Genomic DNA, 24408 nt, shown 5'->3' on the forward strand with positions numbered 1-24408 from the left:
CCTAGCTCCTGATGATGGGGATCCTGCAGCCTTCGGGCGTGCCCTGCTCCGGCAGTGGGGCGCGGACCTCGAGCACGCCGTCCCGGTAGGTGGCCTTCACGTCATTTTGGTCGGTGGGGCCGGGGAGGGAGGCGGTGGTGCCGCCGTCCCGGTTCTGTCGTCCCCGTGCTGCACACTGTCCCCATGACCTTTGCGAATGTGGGAAGTCTCGGAACCAGGCCCGGCCAGCGGGACGCCGTCGTGTCCATCCTTCTTCGGCCCATGCCGGGGCTCAAGGAGGCCGGGTGCCTGCTGTACGAGGTGGGCGTCAACGACGAGGCGCCGGACACGGTGTTTGTGTTCGAACTGTGGGAGTCACCGGAGGCGCACCGGGGGTCGCTCCAGCTGGACAGCGTCCGGGCGGCGATCGCCGAGGCGATGCCCCTGCTTTCCGGTGAGATGGGCGGCAACCAGTTCTCAGTTCTGGGGTCCCCGCTGCGCTGACCTGCGCTTCTTCCACTCCGTTAGTGTCTTGTCCACCCCTGTGCCTTCCGCCCGCCAGCGGCTAGGCTGACCGGCATCGACAGGACGGTATCGGCTGTACACCCGCGTGGACAGTTTCGACTGAACCCATCGACTGCGCTGTACCCAAATGCATACGGACAAACGGGGTAAGGGAGACACATGAAACCGCTGCCGGCACTTGAGCTTGTTGCCCGCCTGGAAGATGCCGATTGGCTGGATCCTGTGGCCAAGAAGGTACGAAAGATCGTCAAACGCACTGTCCGGCCCCAGTGGGCCCGGGATATCCTGCACGGCGTTCCCATCGGGCATCCGGTTCATCCGTTGGCTGTCCAGGTTCCGCTGGGTTCCTGGCTTTCGGCGGCAGTCCTGGATGCGCTCCCCGGCAACGACAGGGCGGCCAGTGTCCTCATCGGTGTGGGAAGCGCCTCCGCTGTGCCGGCCGCGGTGGCCGGTTTTATGGATTGGTCGCAGTTGCACAGCCAGCAGCAGAGAGTGGGGCTGGTCCACGCGACTGCTAACATCACGGCCGTAAGCCTCTACACCGCCTCGCTCGTGGCGCGTGCACAGGGGCAGCAGGGTGCAGGCAAAGTGCTCGCCTATCTGGGTCTGGGGGTAGTCAGCTTTGGCGGCTTCCTGGGTGGCCACCTCAGCTACCGGCAGGCCGCCGGTGTCAACCACAGCGAGGATATTCCGCACCGCTTCCCAAGTGGATGGCAACCGCTCGCACCCTTGGAGGACCTGCCCGACGGGAAGCTCCACCAGCGGGTAGTCGCCGGGATTCCACTGCTGGTGTTCCGGGAGGCGGAAACAGTGAGCGTGTTGTCCGACGTTTGCAGCCACCTGTCGGGACCGCTGCACGAGGGCAAGCGCAAAGGCGGCAGCCTGACGGATAGCTCGGCTGCCGGTGGCGGCGAACCCTGCGTCGTGTGCCCTTGGCATGGCAGCACCTTCTCACTGCGGTCAGGCGAGGTGCAGGCCGGGCCGGCCACATCCAGGCAGCCAATGTTCGAAACCCGGGTCACCGACGGGCTCGTGGAAGTGAACCTTCCCGGCGCTGACTGAGCGTTTCGCTTGCTGTTCCCTCAGCCGGTTAAGACGGTGCAGAGACCTCAGCCGCTTAACAAGTCCATGAGGGCGTTTTCCAAGAGGCTCTTATCGGCAGGCTGGAAGTTGGATAAGTCAGCGGGCCGGAACCTCGGTGTTTCGGTCGACTGCAACTTGGGCGTTTCAGCGTTCAGGAACTTGGTTCCGCCCATGGGCAGGAGTCCGGGTGGCCATTGTGGTGGTTCCGGGTCGGGTTGTTCGGGTTTGTAGTGGCGTCCGGTTGGTGAGGTCCAGCCGGGTGGTTCGTTTCTGGTGGCTGGTGTGGGTTCCCAATGGCTGTTGTGTTTGAGGCTGTGGTGTTTCGGGCAGAGTTGGGCCAGGTTGCTGATTCCGGTGGTTCCGCCGTGGTGCCAGGCGGTGAGGTGGTCGGTGTCGTTGTCGAGGGAGTGGTTGTTGCAGCCGGGGAAGGTGCATTTGCCGTCCCTGAGCTGCAGTGCTTTTTTCATGGCTTTGGTGAGCCGGTAGCTGGTGCGGCCGATTTCCAATGGTGCGCCGTCGCGGGGGTCGACGAGGACGCGGTAGAAGGAGCTGGCCCCGTCGGTGACGAGCTTGCGGGCCATGGAGGCAGGGATGGGACCGTAGCCGTCCAGGGTTGCGGGTTCGTCGGTGAGGCCGAGGAGCGCGAACACCGGGACGGTGACGAGGACCTGGGCGTTCGGGACCGGGACACTGGCGAGGTCCGTGTAACCGCTGCGGCCGGTTTCCTCATGCCCGGCGGAGGCGAGGTCGGCGGCGTCGGTGTTTGTAGTTTCCTGTCCGGTGGAACCCGTAGAGGTGCCGTCGTCGGTGGCACCGGTGCCGGTGTCGGCAGCGGGCCGGTCATTGACGGACACGGAGGCCACGCCGATGGGGGCGTCGGTGTTCTCTTCGGTGTTGAATTCTTCTGCGGTGCTTTCCGGGGCGGGGCTAAGGGCTGGTCCTGCGGCCAGGAGCAAACGGGCGGCGATGTCGGGCCGGAGTTGTGTCATTGACCGGGGCTCTTCGGGGCCCTGGAGGCCGCGGGCGAGGGCGGTGCTGCGGTTCCAGATGGCGGATGCGGTGTCGGCGGGCAGGTACAGGGAGAGCCAGGCCATGCCGTCGCGGTCCGGGGTGTATTCCATCCGCCGGTCCGCGGCGCATTTTGCGTGGCGTTTTTCGAGGGATTCGGGGTGGTGACGTTCACGCCAGCCGCGGACCTTGGCCCGGAAGCGTCCGGGGACCAGGTCCCCGGCGGCGGCTCCCCGTGCCGGATTGGGTGCGGTGGGGTCCAGGAAATGCGCGGCGAGGGCGGCCGCGCCGGCGGGGCCGAGGCCATCGGTTTCGTCGCCAATGATTTTCGCATGCTGCCACGAGATGGTCCCGCTGGAGAGGGCGTCCATGACCGGCGGCAGGGAGCAGACTTGCCGGGACTGGGTGACGAGCGCCCCGGCGGCGGGGGAGCTGATGGTCAGGACGCCTGCGATTTCCTCGATCGCGGACATCTCCGCGTAAGTGCGTTCGTGTGCGGGTGCTTCGGGCGGGGTCATCGCGTGCTGGATTTCGATGGCCTCGGCGGCATCCAGGGCCTTCACGGCGGCGATCTGGGCTTCCAACTGCTTCGTTACCGCCATCCGCTCCAGACGGATCTCATACTGCCGCTGCAGCACATCGGTCACGACGTCAACGCCGTCAGTATTAGCAGGGCCCGGGCCGCCCGCGCTCAAGCGGGCATCCTCAACAAACAGCGCATCAAGGCCAGCGACGGAAGCATGAATGCCCTCCATCACCGCCACTCTGCCCGCGCCGTTTCCCATAGAAGCATCATCCATCGAGGCACTGACATTTTGTGGAGATGCTGCTGATGGACGAACCGGCGCAGCCGGCGCGGCAGGAAACAGCGATGCCGCACTTACCGCGTCGCCTGCCGGATCCGTTCCCATACCAACATCGTCCCCGGAGGCACTGACATTTTGATCGGAGGACTGTTAAGGCGAAGTCACCCACTCGCCCCGCCGCAGGACTCCCGCCAGGTTCAGTCCAGGGTCAACGACAACGACGTCGGCCGGCATCCCTTCGCGCACGTCACCTGCCTGCGCCGACAGTCCCAGGACCGCCGCCGGTACTGCAGTCGCCGACGTGACGGCGTCCTGCACGGGGACGCCGGCTGCAACAGCGGACCGGACAACGTCCAGCAGCGTCGCCGTTCCGCCGGCGATGGCACCGGAGCTATCCACCCGGGCCACTCCTCCGTCAACCGTTACCGCCAGTGTTCCGAGCCTGTACTGGCCATCCTCCAAGCCCGTCGCGGCCATGGAGTCCGTGACCAGTGCGATGTTGTCCGCGCCCACCAGTTCGAAGACTGTCTTGACCGTTTCCGGGGCCAGATGGACGCCGTCGGCAATCAATTCCACCACGGCATTCCCGGCGCGCGCGGCACTCAGGCAGGCGGAGACGGGACCAGGGGCGCGATGATGCATGGTGGGCATGGCATTGAAGAGGTGAGTGACGGTGGGCCTCCGCCCCTTACTCGAATCCGCACCAGGCGGCGTTTCCGCAAGCCCGACGGCGGCCCGCTCCAGGAAGGCGGCCGCGCCGGAGTGATCCGCTGCAGTGTGCCCGAGCGAAGGCAGCACGCCGCGGCGAGTGAGCAGATCCGCCAGTTCGGATGCACCCGGCAGTTCGGCAGCCAGGGTCATGGACGCCAGGGTGGGCCCCGCCGCTTCGAAAAGTTGGGCCACCAGGCCGGCGTCGGGTTCCAGCAGCAGCGCGGGGTCGTGCGCGCCGCACTGTTGGCCGGAGAGGAAGGGGCCTTCCAGGTGTGACCCGGCAACCAGCCCCTCCTCCGCTACCGCCCGCAGCACCTTGAGGTTCCGGACGAGGTCCGCGGGCGTTCCCGTGACCAGGCTGGCCAGCAGTGTGGTGGTGCCGCGGCTGTGCAGGTAGCGGGCAGCAGCCCGGGCACCTTCCTCGGAACCCTCCGCGAAGTCCGCGCCGTGGGCACCGTGGCAGTGGAGGTCCACCAGGCCCGGCAACAGAATGCGGCCGGAGCCGCCGTATCGTCCGGAGCCGCCGGCATCACCCCGGTCTCCCGGGTATTCCGACGCCGGCCCGGCATATGTGATCAGGCCGCCGGCCAGGGCGACAAGCCCGTCATCGATGTCCATGCTCGCGGACACGATGCGCCCCCGAAGTATCAGATCCTTGCCCATCAGGTCGCCCTCCAGAGAGCCGCCGCCATGACCTGGGTGTTGTTGATGGTCGCGCTCGCCGTCGGAGCGCTGCTCCTGGATGGTGCTGTGGCTGGCACGTCGGCCCTTCGATCCGTAGAGCGGTCCGGCGAGGACCACTCTTTCGGATTATTCCACACAGGGCAGTGCTGGGGGGCGGGTCAGGCGACCAGCTCCGCTTCCTGGGGTGCGGACCGTTTGGTCACCCGGCTCCGCAGGGCCAGCATCAGGGCGGCGCCCACAAGGGCAGGCGCCGCGAATGCCATGGCAGCTACGGGGACGCCGCCGCCGAAGCTGACCAGCAAGGCGCCGTAAGTGGGGCCGGCAATCGCTCCGATGCGCCCCACTGCCAGCGCCCATCCCAGGCCGGTGGCGCGGGTGGCTGCCGGGTAGAACTGCGCGATGTAGTCGTTGATCATGTTCTGAGTGCCCAGGCCACCGAAGCCCGCGACAGCGGCGAGCACCATCATGAGTGCGGCCGGCGGGTTGGTGGACATCAGCAGGAGGGCGGCCCCGGCGCTGATGAAGCCCACGATGACCAGCGGCCGGGGCCCGAACTTTTGGCTGCCGACCGACGCGAGGACCGTGCCCACTACAGCGCCCACGGAGTAGGCCAGCAGGAAGGACACGGATGATCCGACGCCGAACCCCGCGGTCCGCATGATCTGGGGCAGCCAGGTGCTGACGCCGAATATGGTCAGCAGGCTCAGCACGGTAATGGCCCACAGCAGTACTGTGGTGCGGCCGGTGCCGTTGGCGAAAAGGGCACGGGTGGGCGAGATACGGACGGCGGAGGACGGTGCTTCTGCTGTGCGGGGGAGCGCGTAGCTGGCTTCAATGCGGTCTGCTTCGGCATCGCGGCGCTGTGTCCGCAGGAACGACGGCGACTCAGGCATGAGGAACCAGGCGAACGGCACCAGCAAAAGACCGGCAGCCCCGATCGCGTAAACCGGGCGGAAGCCGCTCGATTCCAGCAGGGCCAATGAGGTCAGCGAGGCAACCACAGTGCCCGTGGCCGGCCCGGTAAGGACTGCCCCCAGGACCAGGGACTTCCTGCCCGGCGGGGCGAACTCGTTGGTGAGGGCCACCGCCGTCGGAAGCAAACCCCCCACGCCGAAGCAGGCGATAAAGCGGAACGCCGCGAACAACTCCCACGTGGGGGCCAGCGAACAGGCGAGCATGGCCACCGAAAACAGGGCCAGGGCGCTGACAAAGATCCTGCGCCGGCCGAGGCGGTCGGTCAAGGTGCCCACAATGAGGGAACCGAGCAGCATGCCCACCAGCGCCAGCGAACCCACTGCGCCGGCGGCCGCGGGTGTGACGTTGAACGGCGGCTGGCCGATCAGGCCGGGAAGGGTGGCCCCGTAAACGTAGAGGTCATAACCGTCGGCGAGCAGGCCAAGCCAGCACAACACAAAAATTCCGACAAGGGATTTTCGAGGGGCATTGGAGTTCATCGTTGATTCCAATCGGATCAAAGGGCGGCAGGCAAACTTGCCGGCGGGACGTCCATCAGCTTGGCTCCCTGGCTCCCCTCCGGTGACTGTACTTTTCACTGAGTGAAAATGCACTTTGTGGCACGGACCACACGGCGGACGCTTGAAAGACCATAAGGCAAGTTCTGGAGGGACCGTGGCGGGAGCAGGCGGGGCAAGGGGGCTCCGGGAAGGCCCCGGCCAGCCCGTGGTGGTGCGGGCGCTGAGTCTGCTGGAACAGTTCACCGAGCGACGCCGGGCGCTGAGCCTGTCCGAGTTGGCCAGGCTCGCGGGACTCGCCCCGGCCACAGCCCTCCGGCTGGTGAGGCACCTGACCGAATGGGGTGCCTTGGAGCGGCTGGAGGATGGCCGGTACGTGGTGGGGGTGCGCTTGTGGGAAATCGCCTCGCTCTCGCCGCGCGGCCATGGCGTCCGGCAGATAGCGCTTCCGTACCTGGAAGATCTGTACGAAGTGACGCGCCACCATGTGCTGCTCTCCGTCCGCGAAGGCAGGGATGCGGTACTCATCGACCGGCTCTCGTCGCGGCATGCCACCGAAGTCGCCTACCGGGTGGGAGGCCGGATGCCCCTGCGCACCACAGCTGTCGGGCAGGTCCTGCTGGCCTACTCCGCTCCCGACGTGCTGGAGGAGCTGCTGGCGCAGCCTGCCGGGGCCGAACAAGGGGCCGAACAAGGGACGGAACCGGAGGCCGAGCGCGGGGCCGGGGAACTGTCGGCGGCTGACCTTCGAGCGGTGCTTGCCGGCGTCAAGCAGTCCGGCGCGGCAGTGGTCCGGAGAACACAGCCATCCCGGACCGTCTCGGTTGCGGCGCCCATTTATTCGGCCGGAGGTGACGTCCTTGCCGCCCTGTCCATCGTGGTTCCGGATGCGGTGACGCCGGCCCATGAACTGGTTCCCCTGGTGCGGGCCGCTGCCCGCGCCATCTCCCGCAGCCTGGGCCATCAGCCGACCGCCAGCGGGGCGTGGCGGCATCCCTCCCGGGAGGCCGGAGCCCTGCCGGCCTGACGGCGGCCAACTGCAACAGCAATCAAAGTAGAAAGTCAGGCTTAGTTATTTCCCAAGCCGCGGACATAGGCTTAGGCTGGAAACACTAAGCATGCTTTCTATCTTTAGAAGGGGTTGTACTTGATGCGAAAAGTTCCTGCACTTGGAGTGATGGCGGCGGCGATGATTGCCCTGGCGGGATGCACGGGCGGCGGCGGGGGCACGGCGACTCCCTCTACGAGCCAGACGGCCACTCCGAGCAAGACGGCTGAAGCCAAGGTCTATACCGAGGATGAGCTCCGCGAACTGATCTCCGGAATGAAGGATGACGACGGCAACGAACTGAAGCTCTACTCCAAGGAACAGGTGGATCAGGGCGGCAACATCGCCAACCTGCTCCTGAGCACGGCAACGGTGGACCCCGCGGATTGCAAGGACATTGCCACGGCGGGACTGCTGGACAAGGTGGAAAGCGGCGAAGTCGCCGTCGCACTTTCCGAGGGCGACCAGCCGCGCACCCTGTCCGCACAGTCCGGCAGCGACGGTCCGGACGCCGTCGAGGTCCTCGATGGGATCAGCGGCAAGATGGACCAGTGCGCCAAGTTCTCGGTGACCGCGCTCGGCCAGAAGTATGAGGTCAACAGCGAGGAGCTCCAGGCTGATACCGACGCCGAAAAGACCTTCGGCACCCTCAGCACGCGCAGCGGGGAAAACCAGCAGAAGCTGATGCAGGTCTCCGCGGCCGAAGGCAGGCTGCTGGTGGTGGCCACCAAGAGCGGCGCCAACCTGGGGGACCCTGACCAGAAGGAGCTCGAGGACCTGATCAATGAAGTGCTGAAGAAGGCCGACGCCGGCAGCGGAACTTCCAGCCCCACGTCCGCCAGCACGTCCGGGTCAGCGGGCACGTCGTCCACGAGCCGTTCAGCATCACCTACGGCGACCTCAACGGCAACGGAGACGGAAGACACCGAAACGTCGTCTGCGTCACCGACCGCTTCGCGCTAGTTCCGGGGGAACAGAAAGGCGGGCGGGACCTGATGGTCCCGCCCGCCTTTCTGCCTGGTTTGCCGGCTATTCAGGAGCGGTGAGCGGACCGCGGCTAAATAACCGATTGTGACAGCAGTAAACGTAGGCTGGACACGTGACCAGGGCACTTGCCCGGGCATAGTGCAGCCTGTATCCAGGTGAAAGGCAGGACACCATGACCACGTCCAATGAAGAGCCCCGGAACACCGCCGACCTTCGCGGCCCGGGTGACCCCGACGAAGCCAAGCAGGCAGTGCAGGCGCCACAAAGCGGCCAGCATCCGGAGCTACCGGGCGCCAGCAACATCCGCGAGGAGCAGCAAGCCCATGCAGCCGGAACCGTGCCGGCGTCGTACTCCGGAAGTGGCGCGCCCCCGCAGGAGCACAAGCCTGAGGAAGCCCTTGATGAGCCGCGAAACTGGGACGACGAAGGCTGACATGATTGCCCGCGCCGATGTTGATGACGCGGCCCGGCGGATTGCCGGGCTTACCCGCTTGACACCGGTGTTAAAGGCGGACGCGTTCCCCGCTGAGGTGTGGTTTAAGTGCGAGTTCATGCAGCACACCGGCACGTTCAAGGCACGTGGCGCGCTGAACCGCATCCTGGCCAGCAAAGAGCGCGGTGAGCTGGATTCCACCGCGGGTGTGGTGGTTGCTTCGGGCGGCAACGCGGGGCTGGCCAACGCCTATGCCGCAGCCCAGCTGGGAGTGCCGGCAACGGTGTTCGTGCCGGCTGCGGCTCCGGCCGTGAAGGTTCGGAAGCTCGAGGCGATCGGTGCCACCGTGGTCCAGGGCGGGGCTGAATATGCCGAGGCGTACCAGGCCGCCGTGGAACATGCCCAGCGCGCCGGAGCTGTTTACTGCCACGCCTATGATCAACCCGAGATCGCCGCCGGCGCCGGAACGGTGGGGACTGAACTGCTGGAACAGATCGCCGGGGTGGACACAGTGCTGGTGGCGGTGGGCGGCGGCGGACTGATGGCTGGAATCGCGGCCGCGGTGGAAGGCCGTGCCCAGGTAGTGGGCGTGGAACCCTGGAACGCCCCGACGCTTCATCCCGCCCTGGCAGCGGGCGAACCCGTCGACGTTGCAGTATCTGGCGTCGCCGCGGACTCGCTGGGTGCCCGCCGCATCGGCGACATTGGTTTCGCCGTTGCGGTCCGCACCGGCGTCGAAAGTGTCCTGGTGTCCGACGACGACATCATCGCGGCACGCTCGCTCCTGTGGAACGACTACCGGCTGGTGGTGGAGCATGGTGCCGCCGCAGCGTTCGCTGCCCTGACCTCTGGCGGCTTCGTGCCAAAAGCGGGGGAGCGCCTGGCGGTCATTCTCTGCGGGGCAAACACGGACCCGGCCACCTTGTAGGCAACCGGGTCCGGCCAGCAGAAAGTGAAGGCTAGCTGCAGAACTTGCTGTAGGTGCTGCCGGCTTCCTGGTACCCGGCCTGCAACTCCGCGAGCCTGGCTTCGTCCGGCGTTTCCTTGGCCTGCTCATCCGTGTATTCAAGGATGGACTCGAGGGCGGGCTTGAGGTCATCGGAGGCAACCTCGTGAATGGGACGGATCTGGTTGGCGAGGCGGTTCATGCCCGTCTTGCCTGCGTTGTTGGCCGGGTTGGACACCACGCTCTGGATCCGCTCGCACGTTTCGGCGGTGGTGAGCTGGTTCGAGGCGGTGCAGGCCGTGGCCGAGACTACGAGTCCGGCGGCGATCAAGGCTGTGGCGAGTTTCTTCATGGGTCCCTCAGTAGTTGATTGAGGTTTCGATTGTAAGCAGAACCCGGAGGCGAATGCCGTCCCGGGTGCGGTGCCCCCTCTTCTATGAAGGGGGCACCAGGCTCTGGCGGGGCTTCCTGCAGGTGCTTAGGCTGACAGCACCATCGCCCGGAGTTGGCGCAGTTTTGGCCCCGCGCATCAATCCATATCTAGGAAGCATTATGCGCCGAACAGTGCAACGCCGTACAGCCGTTGGTTTCATCGCTCTTCTGGCCCTGTTCTTACCTTTAGCCCTGCCGGCAGCGGCATCGGAGTCTTCCGGTGACGACGACGTCATTGTCCTCCAGGGTGCCAAGTCCGCCGAGGGCATCGCGGCAGGAGAAGGGACAACGTTCTTCGCCGGGGAACTGAATACCGGAGACATCTTCCGCGGCGACATCCGTGAAGGCAAGGCCAAGCGTATTATCGACGCACCCGAGGGCCGGATGGCCGTCGGAATGAAGGCGGATGTCAGCAACGACCTGCTGTTTGTGGCGGGCGGTGCCACGGGCAAGGCCTACGTCTACAACACCGAAACCCGCAAGACGGTGGCCGAGGTCACGCTGACCACGAAGACTGGTTCGTTCATCAATGATGTGACCCTCACCGACGATGGCGCGTGGTTCACCAACTCAAAATATGGCGAGCTCTACCTGGTGAAGGTCAGCCACTCGGGTGAGGTGCGCAAGGCCGTCAGGACCCTGACTGTGAAGGGCGACGCGGCATCTGCCTTGGGCCCCAACGACTTCGGCATGAATGGCATCGCAGTAGCTGAAGATGGAGACACGCTGATTGTTGCCCACACCAGGGATGAGGCCCTCTACGCCGTGGATCCTGAGACGGGAAAGAGCGACAGAATCAAAGGCAGGGACCTGGAGTTCATCGACGGGATCCTGGTGAAAGGCCACACGCTATGGGCCGTCCAGAACATGGACAACCAGATCAGCCGGGTGGAGCTTTCCGATGACTTGTCCTCTTTCAAGGTTGAGGACGTAATCAAGAGCAAGAACTTCGACATCCCGACGACGGTGGCCAAGTTTGGGGACACCCTCGCCGCGGTCAATGCGAAGTTCGGCAGGCAGGCGGCCCGCTACGAGGTAGTCCTGGTCCCGGCCTGGGATTAGGCTAGCCCCCGACTGGCTGGCAGTTAACGTCGTCAAAACGCGGTTTTGCACTCGTCAGCTGCCAGCCAGTTTCCTGGGCTCTGGGACTCCGGGCCTCCAGGACTGCGGTGCTAAACGGTCCGCTGCGCCTTGGCCAGGTTGTCCTTCAGCTCCTGGGCGTTCTGCCGCACCACGTAGGCCGGCCGGTCCCGCTCCACACGCCAACTGTCCTCCAGGTCGCCGATGTTTACGGTGTCGAAGCCGAATTCGTCGTACAGGCGGGTGACCAGTTCGGCCGCTTCCGGGTAATCGCTTGCTGTTGCCAGCGCCCGCCGGTTGTCGGTGCCGGAAGGGGTTCCGTCAGTGGTGATCTGGGAGGCCATGATGTGGTTGAAGCCCTTGGCCACCTTTGAGTCGGGCAGGTGCTCCTGCAGCAGGCCGGAGGTGGTGGTCTCGCCGTTGTCCAGCGCCGGGATGCGGCCGTCACGCTCCCAGTAGTAGTTGTTGGTGTCGATCACGATCTTGCCGGCCAGCGGCTCCACCGGGATGTCCTTGTAGTTCTTGAGCGGCACGGTGACCACGGCGAAATCCCCGGCGGCAGCCGCTTCCGTTGCCGTGGCCGCACGCGCCTTCGGTCCGAGTTCCGCTACCAGCCCGGCCAGGGTCTCCGGGCCGCGGGAGTTGCTGATGACCACGTCGTAACCCAGCTCCACCGCCTTCCGGGCAACTGCGCTTCCAATGTGTCCTGCACCAATGATTCCAATTGTTGTCATATGGGCGCCAACAGCTGCTACGCCGCAGATATTTCAGGGGCGTTCCGGGAATAAAAGACGTTGAAAAGACGTACGACGGCGTCCTGCCGCCACTGCGCGTGCCGGCAGGAGGCCGTCGTGGTTCCGCCAGCCGGTGGGCGCGGTGACCTGCCAATACCGAAACGCAATAGAACAAATACTCCCAGTTAGGAACGGAAAGGCCTTGACCCGAAGCTCAGCACGCTGATAAACCTAAAGGGCAGAAAGCGCTTTCCCTCCTGCTTCACACCGCTCGAACCACCCAGAAAGGTTCGATTGCGACGGGGAGTGAAACGTTCCAACTGTCGTGCCGCAGACTCAGCTGCCGACGCATCAAAGGAGATGTCCTTTTGCCTTACCACTCGAAATGTTCCCCCGCATCCCGGGCCGGCCGTGCCTGGAAAGCGGCTCCCCTTGCCGCAGCAGCATCGCTGACGGCCGCCGCACTCGCTTTTACCGGCCTCCCCCTGGCCCAGGCAAACCCCGGCACTGCGCCCGCTCAGTCGGGCACAGAACTCAAGCGTCAGATGGAGAACCTGGACCGCGCTCCTGTGGCGGTGCTGACGGACCAGGGCGTTACCCTGGGCTGGCGGATGCTGGGCCTGGACAAGGACAGCGTTGGCTTCCATGTGATCCGGGACGGCGTCCAGCTCACCGATGAGCCCATCCGCGATACCACCACTTACGTTGACCCTGCGGGTACGGCAACGTCGAAGTACGTCATCAAAACGGTGGGCAACGGCAACGGGCAGGACAAGCTCAGCGCCGAGTTCACGCCGCTCGCCCAGAACTACCTTGCCATCAAGCTGGACAAGCCGGCCGACGGCGTCAGCAAGAATGGAAAGCCCTACAGCTACACGGCCAACGACTCGAGCGTCGCAGACCTGGACGGCGACGGCACCTACGAAATCATCCAGCTCTGGAACCCCACCAATGCGCAGGACAACTCGAAGTCCGGCTACACCGGCAACGTGTACGTGGACGCCTACAAGATGGACGGTACCAAGCTGTGGCGCATCGACCTGGGCCGCAACATCCGCGCCGGCGCCCACTACACCCAGATCCTCGCGTACGACTTTGACGGCGATGGCAAGGCTGAGGTGTCCCTGAAGACGGCGGACGGCACCACGGACGGAGCAGGGACCGTGATCGGCGACCCGGCGGCGGACTACCGGAACAGCGCCGGCTACGTCCTGTCCGGACCGGAATTCCTCACCGTGTTCAACGGTTCCACCGGTGCCGCCATGGACACGGTGCCTTACGACCCGCCGCGCGGTTCGGTGGCGGCCTGGGGCGATAACTACGGCAACCGGGTGGACCGCTTTTTGGCCGGCGTCGCCTACCTTGACGGCGAACACCCCTCCATGATGTTCAGCCGTGGCTACTACACCCGCGCGGTCCTGGTCACCTATGACCTGGTGGACGGCAAGCTGGTGAAGCGCTGGACCTTTGACTCGGACGTTGAGGGAGCCCAGTACAAGGGCCAGGGCAACCACAATCTCTCAGTGGCTGACGTAGACCAGGACGGCAAGGACGAGTTCGTCTTTGGCTCCATGACCATCGACGACAACGGCAAGGCCCTCTACAACACTGGCCTCGGCCACGGCGACGCCATCCACACGAGCGATTGGGATCCGTCCCGCCCGGGCCTGGAGACCTTCGCCGTGCACGAGAGCATGAGCCAGAGCGGCAACCGCGGCGCCACCTTCCGCGACGCCGCCACGGGTGAAATCCTTTGGAGCATTCCTGCCACCCGCGACACGGGCCGCGGGGCGGTCGGTGACATCGATCCCCGCCACGCAGGGGCCGAAGCATGGGCCGTTGGCGGCGACGCTGCCTGGAACTCCCCGGTTGGATACCTGATGTCCGCGAAGGGGGAACGGATTTCCGAGAAGATCCCGGCCGCCAACTTTATGGCCTGGTGGGACGGCGACCTGCTCCGCGAAATCGTTGACCACGACTTCGACGCCGCCACGCAGGTGGGCGTTCCCACCGTCTCGAAGTGGAACTGGGAAACCGAATCCAGCGACCGGCTCCTGACCGCCACCGGTGCAAGGACCAACAACGGCACCAAGGGCAACCCGTCCGTGCAGGCGGACCTCCTGGGTGACTGGCGGGAGGAGCTGGCCTACCCGTCGTCGGACAGCACTGAGCTGCGGATCTACACCAGCACCTCGCCCACTGAGGTCCGGCTCCGCACCCTGATGCACGATCCCATGTACCGGACGGGTGTGGCCCGCGAGAGCGTTGCCTACAACCAGCCGCCGCACCCGAGCTTCTTCATCGGTGAGGGCATGGAGACTCCGGCCGCGCCGTCAGTCTTCTACGCCGGCGCTGACGAGAAGTAGCAACAAGCAGCAACGGCAAAGCGCCGCCCGCCCCGGGGGAGGGGCGGACGGCGCTTTGCTTTTCCTTGGGCGGCCGTTGTCGAGGAACGTCCGACGCCGAAACGTTCGACGCCGGGATGTTCCTCAGGCGGTCGGGTTCCGGTCAGTGCTGGCCGAGGTTGCCGCCAAGAGGCGGCAGGCCGCCGTCGGGCCGGCGCTCGTTTTCGGCCCGTTCGCCGGCGCTCAGGTTCTCGCCCTCAAGCGTCTCGTCCGACTCGCCGGTGGTGTCCACCAGGCCATTCGTCTGGTCGAAGGCGTGTCCGATCCTGTCATCGCCCAGGTCCGCGACTGAACCGGTGGAGCCGGCTGCCGACGTCGTGCCTGTTGCTGGGGTGCCCGTTCCGGTGGCGCCCATTGTTGAGGTGCCCGTCCCGGTGGTGCCGGTGGCTGCGGCATCGGTGGCGGTTGTGTCGGTCGTAAGCGGCGTGACGGTGACGGGCTCTCCGGGAACCACGGGAGTTACCGTTTCGTCGGCCGCCTCCGTTGTGCCCTTGTTGGTGCCGGCAGCCATGGCGGCGGCTGCGCCTGCCACCGCGGCAACGCCAACGCCTGCAGCAACCTTGCCGGATACGCCGGCCTTGCCGGAGTCGCCGCGCGATCCTGCCGCATCCTCGACGCCCGGCGTGCCGACAGGGGCTCCGGAGCTGACGCTGCCGCGCCACGCGCCGCTGGCATAGCCCTCGTCCTCAATGAATTCCTTGAACCGCTTCAGGTCTGCCTCGGCCTGGCGGTCCACCACGTTGAGCTTGTCGCCCACCTTTTCGATCAGTCCTTCGGGCTCGTATTCGAGCGTCAGTTGGATGGAGGTCTGGCCGCCGCCCACGTCCTCGAAGTCCACGGCGCCTGCGTTCGTGGCGCCTTCCGTGGCCGCCCAAGCTACTTTGCGGTCCGGAATCTGTTCCAAAATCTTGGCTTCCCACTGCCTGCGGACGCCGCCGATCTCGGCCACCCACTCCAGCCGGTCGTCACTGAGCTGCGTAACGCTCTTGACGCCGCCCATAAAGTGCGGGAATTCCTCGAACTGGGTCCACTGGTTGTAAGCGGTGCTTACCGGTACGTTCACCAGAATGCGTTTTTCCACCTTCGTGCTCATAACGTCTCCTTCGCTTTCTTACCGGAAGCTGATGAGTCGGTAAAAATCATCAGCATGCTTACCAACATACCTTTTGGGCGGGCGGGTTTCCAGAGTCGAAAGTAGGACCGCGGAACTTGGCGGCGGAATGCGGATGTTAGAGCTAGCGCAGGTGCTTGCCGATCAGCGCCAGGTTCTGGATCACGGCGAGGCCGAACTGGGACGTGTCGTTGGTGGACACGGTGGGTGCCTCGTCCACGGGCAGCAGCACATGCGGCGGTTCAATGGTCCGCAGCGTGAAGGCCGACTCGTGGTTCAGGTGCTCCCCGCCTTCGGCAAAGCTTTCCCACGCTCGGGCGGCCAGGTCCGGATCGTCCAGCCGCGCGGCCGCGTACGCAGTCAGCCGGCTGTGCGCCTGGGTGAGGTAGACGCCCGCCAGCGGCTGGCCCACTGCCTCCACCTGCTCCTCCTTTGTAGCCAGGAAGAGCCGGCAGTACTGCAGCCACGCCCGTTCAAAGTCCGGGTCCGGGACCAGGTCCACCAGTTCGCTGCAGATTTCCACCAGGCCGAACACGGCGCTCAGATGGGACACCTGGATCAGTTCGCGGCCGGTATCGAACCGTCCCATGTCCAGGTCGTACAGGGCCTCGCCCGTGAGGAAGCCGTACTTGAGGGCGCCGATGTCTGCCATGGTGCCCAGGAGCCGGTCGCGGGAGCGCGGGTTCCCGGTGCGCTCCCAGTCTGTGAGCCAGGTGGCTGCAAGAGATCCCCAGTCCGTGCCGAGCCCCACGCCCAGGGCGTTCCGGTTCGGCCGGTAGGTGTCAGCGTCCGGCCGAACCTTCCGTACTGGATCCAGCCCCAGGAAGTTCTGGTCGCTGTCCACCAGTTCGGTGAGCAGGTCTCCCGTGCGCTCGTCCGCCGTCAGGTAGTAGTAGAAGCGGCGGTAGGCGGGCGTGCTGATCCGGAGCTGCTTGGCGCTGCAGCCCCAGTGCTGGACGTTGTGCCGGGAGCCGAGGCCGCGCCACGGTCCGAGATGGTAGACGTCCACCTCGCCGGTGTGCCGGGTCATGGCCTCGGCAAAGCGGAAGATGTCCGCCCGGCCCGAGCGCAGGTACGAGTACCAAAGCCAAAGGTCCGGGGAGAGCTCGGAGTTGTCCCATGCGTAGCCCCCTACGTCGTACCGCCACACGTGGCGGTCGTGGTCGTAGGTGTGCATCACGTCGCCGTAGTTCCAGAAGCCGTACCAGCGCCGCTGCTCCACTTGGCCGGCATAGAAGTCGAAGAGGAAATCCAGATGGTCTTCCAGCTCGGCGCGGGCAGGTGTGCTGCGGTCCACAGGGTCCCAGTCGCCGAAGACGCCCACGGAATGCAGGTACCCGGGGGTGGCCTGCAGCAGGGCGGGGGCGGAAGCCGCGGCGGCGTCGGCGGCGAGGCTTTCCGTGGCCGGGGTGGATTCGTACGCGAAGAGGGTCAACTCATGTGTGCGGGCGATGCCGGTTGCGTTGCCGAAGCCCGGCTCGTAGTCCTCGTAGGTGATCTCAAGCCCCTCGAGCTGTTCCTCGAAGGTGTCCTGGCCCAGCCCGTCGTGGTAGAAGCGCAGGTCCATTGGCTGCGCCTCCGGGGAGTACAGCCAGGCCGTAAGGGAAGCTTCCGCCGTGGCCGCGTTGCGGATGTCCAGCTGGCCCGGATGGGATTGCCAGAAGTTCTTGACGCCCACCCCGAACCCGCCGCGGGCATCCGTCAGGGAACAGAATCCGGCCGACCTGGTCCCGCCGGAGATGCCCACCCAGGCATGGCCCGTTGCGGTGCGTTTGCGCAGTTCGAAGCCGTCCGCGCTGAGCTGGGTTAGCGTGTAGTCGTTCCAGGCGGGGATCAGGTGCAGGCGTTCTGACACCTCGGGGTTCCACTCGGCCAGGGGAGGGGTGGCACGGCCGTCCAGCTGCGCGCGGCGGACCTCCCCGCCCGGGTCCCGGCGGAGGCCTGTCAGCCCGCGGACACCTTCGAGCAGGAATCCGCCGTCCGCACCGGCAATCCGGACGTGCCGGTCATGGAGCTCAGCCTCAAGCGGCACGCTGAACCGGACGCCGAGCCCGGCCAGGAAGTCCTGCTCCGCATCGCCATCCCAGATGAACGAATGCACCATCCTGACGCTGCGGGCGTTGGCGTAGAAATAGAACCGGACCACGAACGGCAGCCAGCTCTGTTTGCCGCTGCCCGCTGCGTCCGGGCGGTGGTGCCCCTCCAGCCGCACCACGGCGCGTACGGGACCGTCCTGTTCAAGCACAACGGCGGTGACCTCGCCGGTGAAGGCCTCGCGGCTTGCCGTCCCGGCGCCCTCCGTAACGTTGTCCTGCAGGAGGCTGACCAGGCGCGCGTTCCGTGCTACCTCGATGCCGCCGCGGGTGAGGCTGGTAAAGAGGTGCGAGCCGCCGCGGTCGATCACCATCTGCAGTGTGCCGGTGTCCACAGTGAGCGCCTCGGCAGTTTCGGTGACGGTGACTCTGGTGGCGCCCGACGGCGGGACGCTGCCTTCGCGGGGTGACGCACCGCCGTCGGCCGTCACTGCGTAGGCCTGGGAAGGTGCATCCGTGGCGGGGAGGGCGATTCCTGCCCACTTGAGTGAGCCGTCGGGCCAGGTGGCCAGGGGCCAGGCCTGGCTGGCCACAATTTCTCCGTCGCCGTCCCGGACCGAAATCCCGCCTGAATCCGCTACCGTTCCGCGGGCAAAAGGCATGCCCCACGTCGTTCCGCCGCTGATCTCCGCAGGTGCCTCGCCGTCGATCCACCTGATGAGGGTCTTGTCCGTCATGTGATCCAATTCCGCTGGTGATTGATGCGCCAGTAATCGCCGCCCGTGGCGGGAAAGCGCTTTCTCAGTGCGGGTTAAAACCTAGTGTGCGTGACGGTGCGCATGCAAGGGGTAGCCGGGATGTGGCAAATGTACGGCGGTGCCGCCATGGGCGCGCGGCTATTCGGTCTTGCCCGCAGCCGGAACGTCCGGCACGTCCGGCAAATCTGCCCCTTCGGCCGGATCCTGGGTGTGGACCCTGATTTCCGAGACGTCCGCATCCGGGTCGCCCTCGGCGGGTGCCTCCGTATGGACCCGCTCATCCTGCATTGGATTCTCGCTCATGACTGCTCCTGACCGGGCCGTGAACTCCGCTACAGATCATTCAGCGCTCCCCGGCCCGGCCTGTCAAGGATCTTCCCTGCTCTGGCCGGGGCCCGTCTTCTGTGCTGGACTGGTGGTGCAGTGGCACCAAGCGCCGTCCAGCCACGGGCGGCACCTTTTCCAAACAGAACATGGACGGCCGGGCGCTGCCCGGCCCTTGGAAGGAACACTCATGGCACCGTTCAAGATCGGTTACTTCGTGGGGAGCCTCGCTACCGGCTCCATCAACCGGGTTCTCTCCCAGGCATTGATCAAACTGGCTCCCGAGGACCTGGAGTTCACGGAGATCCCCATCAAGGACCTACCCCTCTACAGCTACGACTACGACGCCGACTTTCCGCCGGAAGGCCGCGCCCTCAAGGAGGCAATTGAAGCTTCCGACGGAATCCTGATCGTGTCCCCGGAGTACAACCGTTCCATTCCCGGCGCCCTCAAAAACGCTATCGACTGGGCCTCGCGTCCGTGGGGGAGCAATTCGTTCGCCCGCAAGCCCACCGGCATTATTGGTGCCTCGGTGGGCAGCATCGGCACTGCAGTGATGCAGTCCTCGTTCCGCAGCGTCCTCAGCTTCCTGGACGCTCCGCAGTTGAACGCCCCGGAAGCCTATATCCACTTCATCCCTGAGGTGTTCGGCGAGAACGGCGAGGTCAAGGACGAGGGGACCGCGAAGTTCCTGCGCCACTTCATGGACGAATACGGCGCCTTCGTGGCCCGCGTCCTGGCCGCCAACGCACCCGGCCACATCGGCGACCTCGAACCCGACGCGGAGAAGTTGTCCAGGTAAGTCGGCGCTTCCTGCCTCAGGCAGCCAGGCGTACGGATGCCCGCCGTCCCAGCAACGGCGGGCATCCGAGCTTTTAGTCCAGCGGCATGGTTACCGTGACGCTGGTGCCCTGCCCGGGGGCGGAGCAGATGTCTATGGTTCCGCCGGCCTCATGAACGGCCACGGACATCAGCCGCAGGCCGTAGCCGTGGTGCCGGCCGCATTTGGCGAGGTCGCTGTCAAAGCCGTTGCCGTCGTCGGACACCACCAGGCGGATTCCGTGGTCCACAGCGGCGAGCTGCAGGTTGAGCTGCGAGGCCTGGGCATATTTGAAGGCGTTGCTGAGCGCTTCGCGGGCCGACTGGTAGAGAAGGGTGGCGCAATCTGAAGGGATCTCGATGCCCCAGTGCGGGGTATCCCAGCGGATGGCGGTCCCGCGCTGGCGGAGGGGCCCGGTGAGCCGGTCGATGCAGCCGGCCAGCCCCAAAGCGTAGAAGTCGAGCGGATGCTGATCCGTGAGCAAGCCTCCCTCGGCGGTTACTTGATCAGAATCTACTTCGTTTCCCATGACTCCCTGCTCCCCACAAGCTGATTTGGTCCGATGCCTCCAGCGTGGACCTGCAAGGTCAATGGGCAGCAAGGTTTCCCTCAAGATCGCATCAATTCTGCGCGGCGGACGGGCCGCACGGATTGTGTGCACCATTGCAAGCGGGGCCATTCCCGCTTCCGATGGCCGGCCGTGGCTCCGGTTGTCGTTTTCAACGGGTCCTGCCTCAACTCAGCTGGCTGCCGTACCGGGCCGGAGCCTGTACTACGCTGGGCTTTTTGAGGGTTGGCCGGCTTGGGGTGCCGGCAGCCGTGACGAGACAGACCCCTGCTGGGGCCGGGAAGCGGGAACATGCCGGTATGGGTGCAGGCACTGTTGTGGGGCACGGCCGCCGGGGCTGCACTGGTCCTGGGCGCGGCGTTGTCCTGGCGGTGGAAGCTGCCGCCCAAGCTGGTGTCCTCGATCATGTCGTTCGGCGCCGGGGTGCTGATTTCCGCCCTTGCGTTCGAACTGGTGGACGAGGCCGTGCAGGGCGGCGGGCTCTGGCCGACGGCCGTGGGCTTCCTGGCGGGAGCGGTGGTGTACGTCGGGGCCAACATGCTGCTGGCGCGGGCAGGCGCCAAGCACCGCAAACGCTCCGGGGACCAGCAGCCGTCCGAGGCCGATGATCCCGGCAGCGGCACTGCCATTGCGGTGGGCGCACTGCTGGATGGGGTACCGGAATCGGTGGTTCTTGGCGTGGGGATGCTGGCGGGCGGCGCGGTGAGCCCGGCAATGATGGTGGCCGTGTTCATCTCCAACGTCCCCGAGGGGCTGTCCGGAACCGCGGGAATGAAGAAAGCCGGCAGGGGCGCCGGTTACGTCTTTGGCCTCTGGGGAGGCATCGCCCTGCTCAGCGGGGTGGCCTCACTCATTGGCTACACAGCCCTGGAGAACGCGCCGGGCGAGCTGGTGGCGTTCATTACCGCTGTGGCTGCCGGGGGAATCCTGGCCATGCTGGCGGACACCATGATCCCGGAGGCTTTCGAGGAACACCATAACCTCACAGGGCTCACGGCGTCGGTAGGCTTCCTGACCGCCTTCACCGTTCACCACCTCGGGGGATAGGACGACGGCGGGACGCGGCACAGTGCGCGTCCCGCCGTCGTCATTGCTTTGGTCAGAGGCCCTGCCGGGCCAGGTCCTCCGCCACGAGGCGTGCCAGTTCGGTGGCACCGGCGCGGTTGGGGTGCAGCGTATCGCCGGTCATGAACAGGGCCAGTGTTGCCTCCGGACCGATCCCGGTGAAGTACTCGGAGGCCAGGACATTAAGGTCCACCAGATGCACGCCTTCCTCCTGGGCCAAGGCCACGGTGGAGTGGCGGTACCAGCGGTCCACGGAGGAGTGGACGCCGTCTACAAAGTCGGTGGCCCGGCCCTGCGGCGTGACCAGGACGGGAGTGGCCCCGGTGGCTGCAACCTGCCGGACCATGTCCCGCATGATCTCCTTGAACTCCGCCTCGGTGGTGGCGTTCTTGGCGGCGGTGTCGTTGATGCCCATTTCCAGCAGGAACAGGTCGCCTGGCTTGCTGTACTGCAGGATCGCCTCAAGCTGGCCGTCGTTACGGAAGCCGCGGGCGATCTGTCCGCCGGTCGCGATGTTCCGCACGTTGAAAGCTTCAGGATCCACAAACTGCGGCAGCATCTGGCCCCAGCCGCCCTGGACGCTTGTTTCCAGCGGGTAGTAGCTGGCGACCGTGGAGTCACCGCCAACCCAGATAGTTGGGTCCATTTCAGGATGGCGCGAAACCTTCTCGATCTCCACCGAGCTCAGCGTAAAGGCCGTGCCAACCTTGCCTTCGGTGACCAGCAGGTTCAACTGGCCATCCGTCACGGGAATCTCGAAGGAAGCCGTGGCCCCGTTGCCCGTCAGGTTCATCTCCTGGAACACGCCCTCGGCCGCGATGCTGGCCCGTGAAGTGTCGCCCAGTGTGACCGATACCTTGTACAGGCCCTCCTTGAGGTCCACGTTGAACGTGTTGGTGCTCTTGGTGCCGAACTCAAGGAAGCGGACGGCGTCGCTCCCGGCTCCGGTGCCTTTCGCCGGTACGTTCGCCATGTGCTCGGGAGTGTTGAAGCCGTAGCGGATTTCCGGGCTGTACGAGTCTGTCGCGCTGACGCCGATGTAGCCCGGTTCGACCGGACCGCCGCCGAAATCGAATTTGTAGTTGCTCGGCTCCGCGTAGGCAGCGGGCGCGTTGAGGGTCAGGCCTGCGCCGGTGGCCAGGGCGGCGGTGGCGAGGCAGCAGGCCAGAACCTTCAGGAGCGGTTGATGGGAGGGGTGGGGCGAATTGGGTTCGGTCACGTTCATCTCCTTTGATGACGGGTGGAAGCGAGGCCACGACGTCGTGTTGTTGTGTCGATTCAAAGAGGGGGCAAAGCAGCCCGTTGCGTTGGAATGGGGTGCGCGGATATCGAAGCCATCCATAGCTGCTTTACAAAATTTGTAACAGCTCGAAACAGGTGAAGTCAAGAGATTTTGGTAGTTTCATGTGCCTTTTTGTTCCAGAATGTAGCCCGGATTGCCTGCCGACGGAACAAATTTTCGTGCTGTCCCGGCGCCTTTCGCGCCGGGGGCTGTTAGCGTGGAGGCCCAGCCATTGAAGGAGGAACAATGACGATCAACTCACCCGACTCCCTTCCTGACGACGAGCTGCAGGGCGGTGAACAGGGTTCCAAAGGCAAGAACGACGGCGGTGTTCCCGGCGGCGCGGATGGCGTGGGCATCGGCGCCGATGGGGAACCCAACACCTTCGAGCCCGAAGAGGATCCGGACGCAACCAGCGACCCCGAGGCCGACTGAACCAGCGCCATTCCAGCTGCCGGAAACGGCCCCGGCTCAAGGTTCAATCAAGAATCGGCCGATAGGGGCAATATTGACCGCCGGCCAGGTTACCAGCCGGTAGATTTCTGTCTGCTTCCAGTTTTTCCCCAAAGCGGAAGCACAAGGGAAGCCCCCGCGCTGGAGCGCGACTCGCGCGGGGGCTTTCCGTCATTCACCACTGGAAGAGAGCATGGATTCACGCAATTTCAGCGGCCCTCCCAAACCTGATTCAGGCCCTGGCAGCGCCGGCGGCCTGCGCCTCCTCCGGGTGGAGGGTGACGGGGTTGCCCGTGGAAACGCCCATGGAGAGGAGTTCCGGGATCTCATCGGTGACGCGATGGAGCGGTGGCGGGAATCTCTGGCCCTCCGCGAGAACATGGCGGCCAAAGAGTACATCGAGGATTTTCTGTCCTCCACCGGATTCGCGGCCAGCGCCAAGGAGTTAAGCCCTGATCTCTTCGGGGAGGTCGAAGGAATTGCGGCAGGCAGCGGCCAGCCTTTCCACGACGTTCTTGTGTACAACCTGATGGATGAGGAATGGCGCTACGAGAGGGATCCCAACATCGGGTGCAGCACCATCGGCACATTCATTCAGGACGGCGGCAAGAACACTGCCACTGCCGTGCTGGGACAGAACATGGACCTGCCTGCCGCGATGGGTGGATCACAGATTGTTCTGCAGATTGAAAGTGGGGACGGCCCGGACCAGATTGTCCTTTCAGGCGCAGGCATGATCGGACTTCTGGGCGTGAATGCTGCAGGCCTGGCAGTCTGCGTTAACACCTTGCGGGCACTTCCGGCAGCCACGGAAGGCCTTCCTGTCGCATTTGTCATCCGGGAACTGCTGTTACGCCGGGATGCTGCGGCTGCTTCGGATTATCTTGCATCGATTCCGCACGCCTCTGGCCAGCATTACACCCTGGGGGACCCTATGGGCATCCGGGGTTACGAGTGCTCCTCAGAAGGATGTGTTGCCGGCCCCGCCAGCAGGAACCTTCTCCACACGAACCATATTCTGTGGTCGCCGTATGAGGACGATGCCAACCAGGGCCTGCACGCTTTTGAAGCCCATGGGACCCATACCCGGATGTCCGGCCTGCAGGGCGGTCTGGACCAGATCAGAAGCTTGGGCGACATGCAGAGGCTTCTCAGCGCGACCGATAACGGTCTCTGCGTGCTGCCCACGCCCGCGCGGCCGGCCGAGACCTTTTGCGCAGCCGAGTTCCTGCTGACCGCGCCCCCGGTGGTCCGGATCGCACCGGGACGGCCGGACCAAACGCGATGGCACACCATCGCGTGGAATGACGCGGGTAATCTGCGCGGTGGCGCTAACTAGGAGGCCGGCATGAACCTTGTCACTCAGATAGCGGCAGGGGTCTACGCTGTTAGCCTCGTAGCCGTCGGGACGCTGGAAATCTTCTTCCACGGGGATCAACGATTCCGTTCCATCTTCTACGTGAAACCGGGAACCGAAGGTGCCGTCCGCATGTGGGCGATGAATGTTGGCATGTACAACATCCTGACCGCGCTTGGGATCGGGGTCGGGATCTGGCTTGCCAACTCGGGCGGTGAGGCCCGGGCTGCAGGAATTGGATCGTCCTCGTCGCGCTCGCCGCACACCTCATCCTCGGCCCGTGGCTGTGGGTGACCGAGCACCG

The 24408-nt window shown here is 65.3% G+C and carries 23 protein-coding genes and 1 pseudogene; 13 read left to right on the top strand and 11 right to left on the bottom strand.

Annotation, left to right across the window (positions count from 1 at the left end):
- Position 1: 1 nt before the first annotated feature.
- A pseudogene (locus tag QF047_RS01275) lies at positions 2–115 on the bottom strand (Hsp20 family protein); the annotation flags it as partial.
- Between the two features lie 68 nt (positions 116–183).
- Between QF047_RS01275 and QF047_RS01280 the strand changes: the two are divergent.
- A complete protein-coding gene (locus QF047_RS01280) occupies positions 184–483 on the top strand; it encodes a putative quinol monooxygenase (protein WP_307273073.1) in 300 nt (99 codons plus the stop codon).
- A 180-nt stretch (positions 484–663) separates the two neighbouring features.
- Entirely contained in the window at positions 664–1566 is a 903-nt protein-coding gene (locus QF047_RS01285; RefSeq protein WP_307273076.1) for a Rieske 2Fe-2S domain-containing protein, read from the top strand.
- Positions 1567–1613: 47 nt separating this feature from the next.
- Here the strand turns inward: QF047_RS01285 and QF047_RS01290 are convergent, their stop codons facing one another.
- The 3 genes from QF047_RS01290 to QF047_RS01300 all read right to left on the bottom strand — a co-directional run bounded on the left by QF047_RS01290 (position 1614) and on the right by QF047_RS01300 (position 6250).
- Complete coding sequence (locus QF047_RS01290; protein WP_307273079.1) at positions 1614–3350, bottom strand: HNH endonuclease signature motif containing protein; 1737 nt, start codon at positions 3348–3350, stop codon at positions 1614–1616.
- A gap of 201 nt (positions 3351–3551) precedes the next feature.
- A complete protein-coding gene (locus tag QF047_RS01295; RefSeq protein ID WP_307281700.1) occupies positions 3552–4775 on the bottom strand; it encodes an N-acetylglucosamine-6-phosphate deacetylase in 1224 nt (407 codons plus the stop codon).
- 179 nt (positions 4776–4954) lie between these two features.
- Positions 4955–6250, bottom strand: coding sequence for an MFS transporter (locus QF047_RS01300; RefSeq protein ID WP_307273081.1), 1296 nt, complete (start codon positions 6248–6250; stop codon positions 4955–4957).
- 175 nt (positions 6251–6425) lie between these two features.
- Between QF047_RS01300 and QF047_RS01305 the strand changes: the two genes are divergently transcribed.
- The 4 genes from QF047_RS01305 (at position 6426) to QF047_RS01320 (ending at position 9664) form a co-directional block, all read left to right on the top strand.
- Positions 6426–7295, top strand: a complete 870-nt coding sequence (locus QF047_RS01305) for an IclR family transcriptional regulator (protein ID WP_307273084.1) — start codon at positions 6426–6428, stop codon at positions 7293–7295.
- A 123-nt stretch (positions 7296–7418) separates the two neighbouring features.
- On the top strand, positions 7419–8279 hold the full coding sequence (locus QF047_RS01310; protein ID WP_306636095.1) for a hypothetical protein: 861 nt from the start codon (positions 7419–7421) through the stop codon (positions 8277–8279).
- A 196-nt stretch (positions 8280–8475) separates the two neighbouring features.
- The gene (locus QF047_RS01315) at positions 8476–8736 is read left to right on the top strand and encodes a hypothetical protein (RefSeq protein ID WP_306636093.1); all 261 of its coding nucleotides are present in this window, start codon (positions 8476–8478) and stop codon (positions 8734–8736) included.
- 1 nt (position 8737) lies between these two features.
- Positions 8738–9664 carry a threonine/serine dehydratase gene (locus QF047_RS01320; RefSeq protein ID WP_307281702.1) on the top strand — a complete coding sequence of 309 codons (927 nt, stop codon included), beginning with the start codon at positions 8738–8740 and terminating at the stop codon, positions 9662–9664.
- Between the two features lie 31 nt (positions 9665–9695).
- Here the strand turns inward: QF047_RS01320 and QF047_RS01325 are convergent, their stop codons facing one another.
- On the bottom strand, positions 9696–10034 hold the full coding sequence (locus tag QF047_RS01325) for a hypothetical protein (protein ID WP_306636091.1): 339 nt from the start codon (positions 10032–10034) through the stop codon (positions 9696–9698).
- 200 nt (positions 10035–10234) lie between these two features.
- Between QF047_RS01325 and QF047_RS01330 the strand changes: the two genes are divergently transcribed.
- Positions 10235–11176 (top strand): SMP-30/gluconolactonase/LRE family protein, encoded by a 942-nt coding sequence (locus QF047_RS01330; protein ID WP_307273090.1) that lies wholly within the window; start codon positions 10235–10237, stop codon positions 11174–11176.
- A 110-nt stretch (positions 11177–11286) separates the two neighbouring features.
- Here QF047_RS01330 and QF047_RS01335 read toward each other — a convergent pair whose 3' ends face one another.
- A complete protein-coding gene (locus tag QF047_RS01335; protein WP_307273092.1) occupies positions 11287–11928 on the bottom strand; it encodes an NADPH-dependent F420 reductase in 642 nt (213 codons plus the stop codon).
- A gap of 368 nt (positions 11929–12296) precedes the next feature.
- Between QF047_RS01335 and QF047_RS01340 the strand changes: the two genes are divergently transcribed.
- Positions 12297–14294 (top strand): rhamnogalacturonan lyase, encoded by a 1998-nt coding sequence (locus QF047_RS01340; protein WP_307273095.1) that lies wholly within the window; start codon positions 12297–12299, stop codon positions 14292–14294.
- A 142-nt stretch (positions 14295–14436) separates the two neighbouring features.
- On the opposite strand, the gene QF047_RS01345 is transcribed toward QF047_RS01340, so the two are convergent.
- The 3 genes from QF047_RS01345 to QF047_RS01355 all read right to left on the bottom strand — a co-directional run bounded on the left by QF047_RS01345 (position 14437) and on the right by QF047_RS01355 (position 18538).
- The gene (locus tag QF047_RS01345) at positions 14437–15426 is read right to left on the bottom strand and encodes an SRPBCC family protein (protein ID WP_307273097.1); all 990 of its coding nucleotides are present in this window, start codon (positions 15424–15426) and stop codon (positions 14437–14439) included.
- A 142-nt stretch (positions 15427–15568) separates the two neighbouring features.
- A complete protein-coding gene (locus tag QF047_RS01350) occupies positions 15569–18214 on the bottom strand; it encodes a Tat pathway signal sequence domain protein (RefSeq protein WP_307273100.1) in 2646 nt (881 codons plus the stop codon).
- Between the two features lie 159 nt (positions 18215–18373).
- Complete coding sequence (locus tag QF047_RS01355) at positions 18374–18538, bottom strand: hypothetical protein (protein WP_307273103.1); 165 nt, start codon at positions 18536–18538, stop codon at positions 18374–18376.
- 211 nt (positions 18539–18749) lie between these two features.
- On the opposite strand from QF047_RS01355, the gene QF047_RS01360 reads away from it, so the two are divergent.
- Complete coding sequence (locus QF047_RS01360; protein WP_307273106.1) at positions 18750–19361, top strand: NADPH-dependent FMN reductase; 612 nt, start codon at positions 18750–18752, stop codon at positions 19359–19361.
- A gap of 73 nt (positions 19362–19434) precedes the next feature.
- Here QF047_RS01360 and QF047_RS01365 read toward each other — a convergent pair whose 3' ends face one another.
- Positions 19435–19908 carry a sensor histidine kinase gene (locus QF047_RS01365; RefSeq protein WP_306636075.1) on the bottom strand — a complete coding sequence of 158 codons (474 nt, stop codon included), beginning with the start codon at positions 19906–19908 and terminating at the stop codon, positions 19435–19437.
- Between the two features lie 330 nt (positions 19909–20238).
- Here QF047_RS01365 and QF047_RS01370 point away from each other — a divergent pair, with 330 nt between their 5' ends.
- The gene (locus tag QF047_RS01370) at positions 20239–20994 is read left to right on the top strand and encodes a ZIP family metal transporter (protein ID WP_306636073.1); all 756 of its coding nucleotides are present in this window, start codon (positions 20239–20241) and stop codon (positions 20992–20994) included.
- A gap of 52 nt (positions 20995–21046) precedes the next feature.
- On the opposite strand, the gene QF047_RS01375 is transcribed toward QF047_RS01370, so the two are convergent.
- The gene (locus QF047_RS01375) at positions 21047–22231 is read right to left on the bottom strand and encodes a rhamnogalacturonan acetylesterase (protein ID WP_307273113.1); all 1185 of its coding nucleotides are present in this window, start codon (positions 22229–22231) and stop codon (positions 21047–21049) included.
- Positions 22232–22540: 309 nt separating this feature from the next.
- On the opposite strand from QF047_RS01375, the gene QF047_RS01380 reads away from it, so the two are divergent.
- From QF047_RS01380 to QF047_RS01390, 3 genes are all read left to right on the top strand, one after another.
- Positions 22541–22729: a hypothetical protein gene (locus tag QF047_RS01380; protein ID WP_306636069.1), complete on the top strand. Its 189-nt coding sequence runs from the start codon at positions 22541–22543 to the stop codon at positions 22727–22729.
- A gap of 211 nt (positions 22730–22940) precedes the next feature.
- Positions 22941–24086, top strand: a complete 1146-nt coding sequence (locus QF047_RS01385) for a C45 family peptidase (protein ID WP_307273116.1) — start codon at positions 22941–22943, stop codon at positions 24084–24086.
- 9 nt (positions 24087–24095) lie between these two features.
- Positions 24096–24398 carry a DUF1304 family protein gene (locus tag QF047_RS01390; protein WP_307273118.1) on the top strand — a complete coding sequence of 101 codons (303 nt, stop codon included), beginning with the start codon at positions 24096–24098 and terminating at the stop codon, positions 24396–24398.
- The last annotated feature ends 10 nt before the right edge of the window (positions 24399–24408 follow it).

It is taken from the genome of Arthrobacter sp. W4I7 (genome assembly GCF_030816215.1).
GTDB lineage: Bacteria > Actinomycetota > Actinomycetes > Actinomycetales > Micrococcaceae > Arthrobacter > Arthrobacter siccitolerans_A.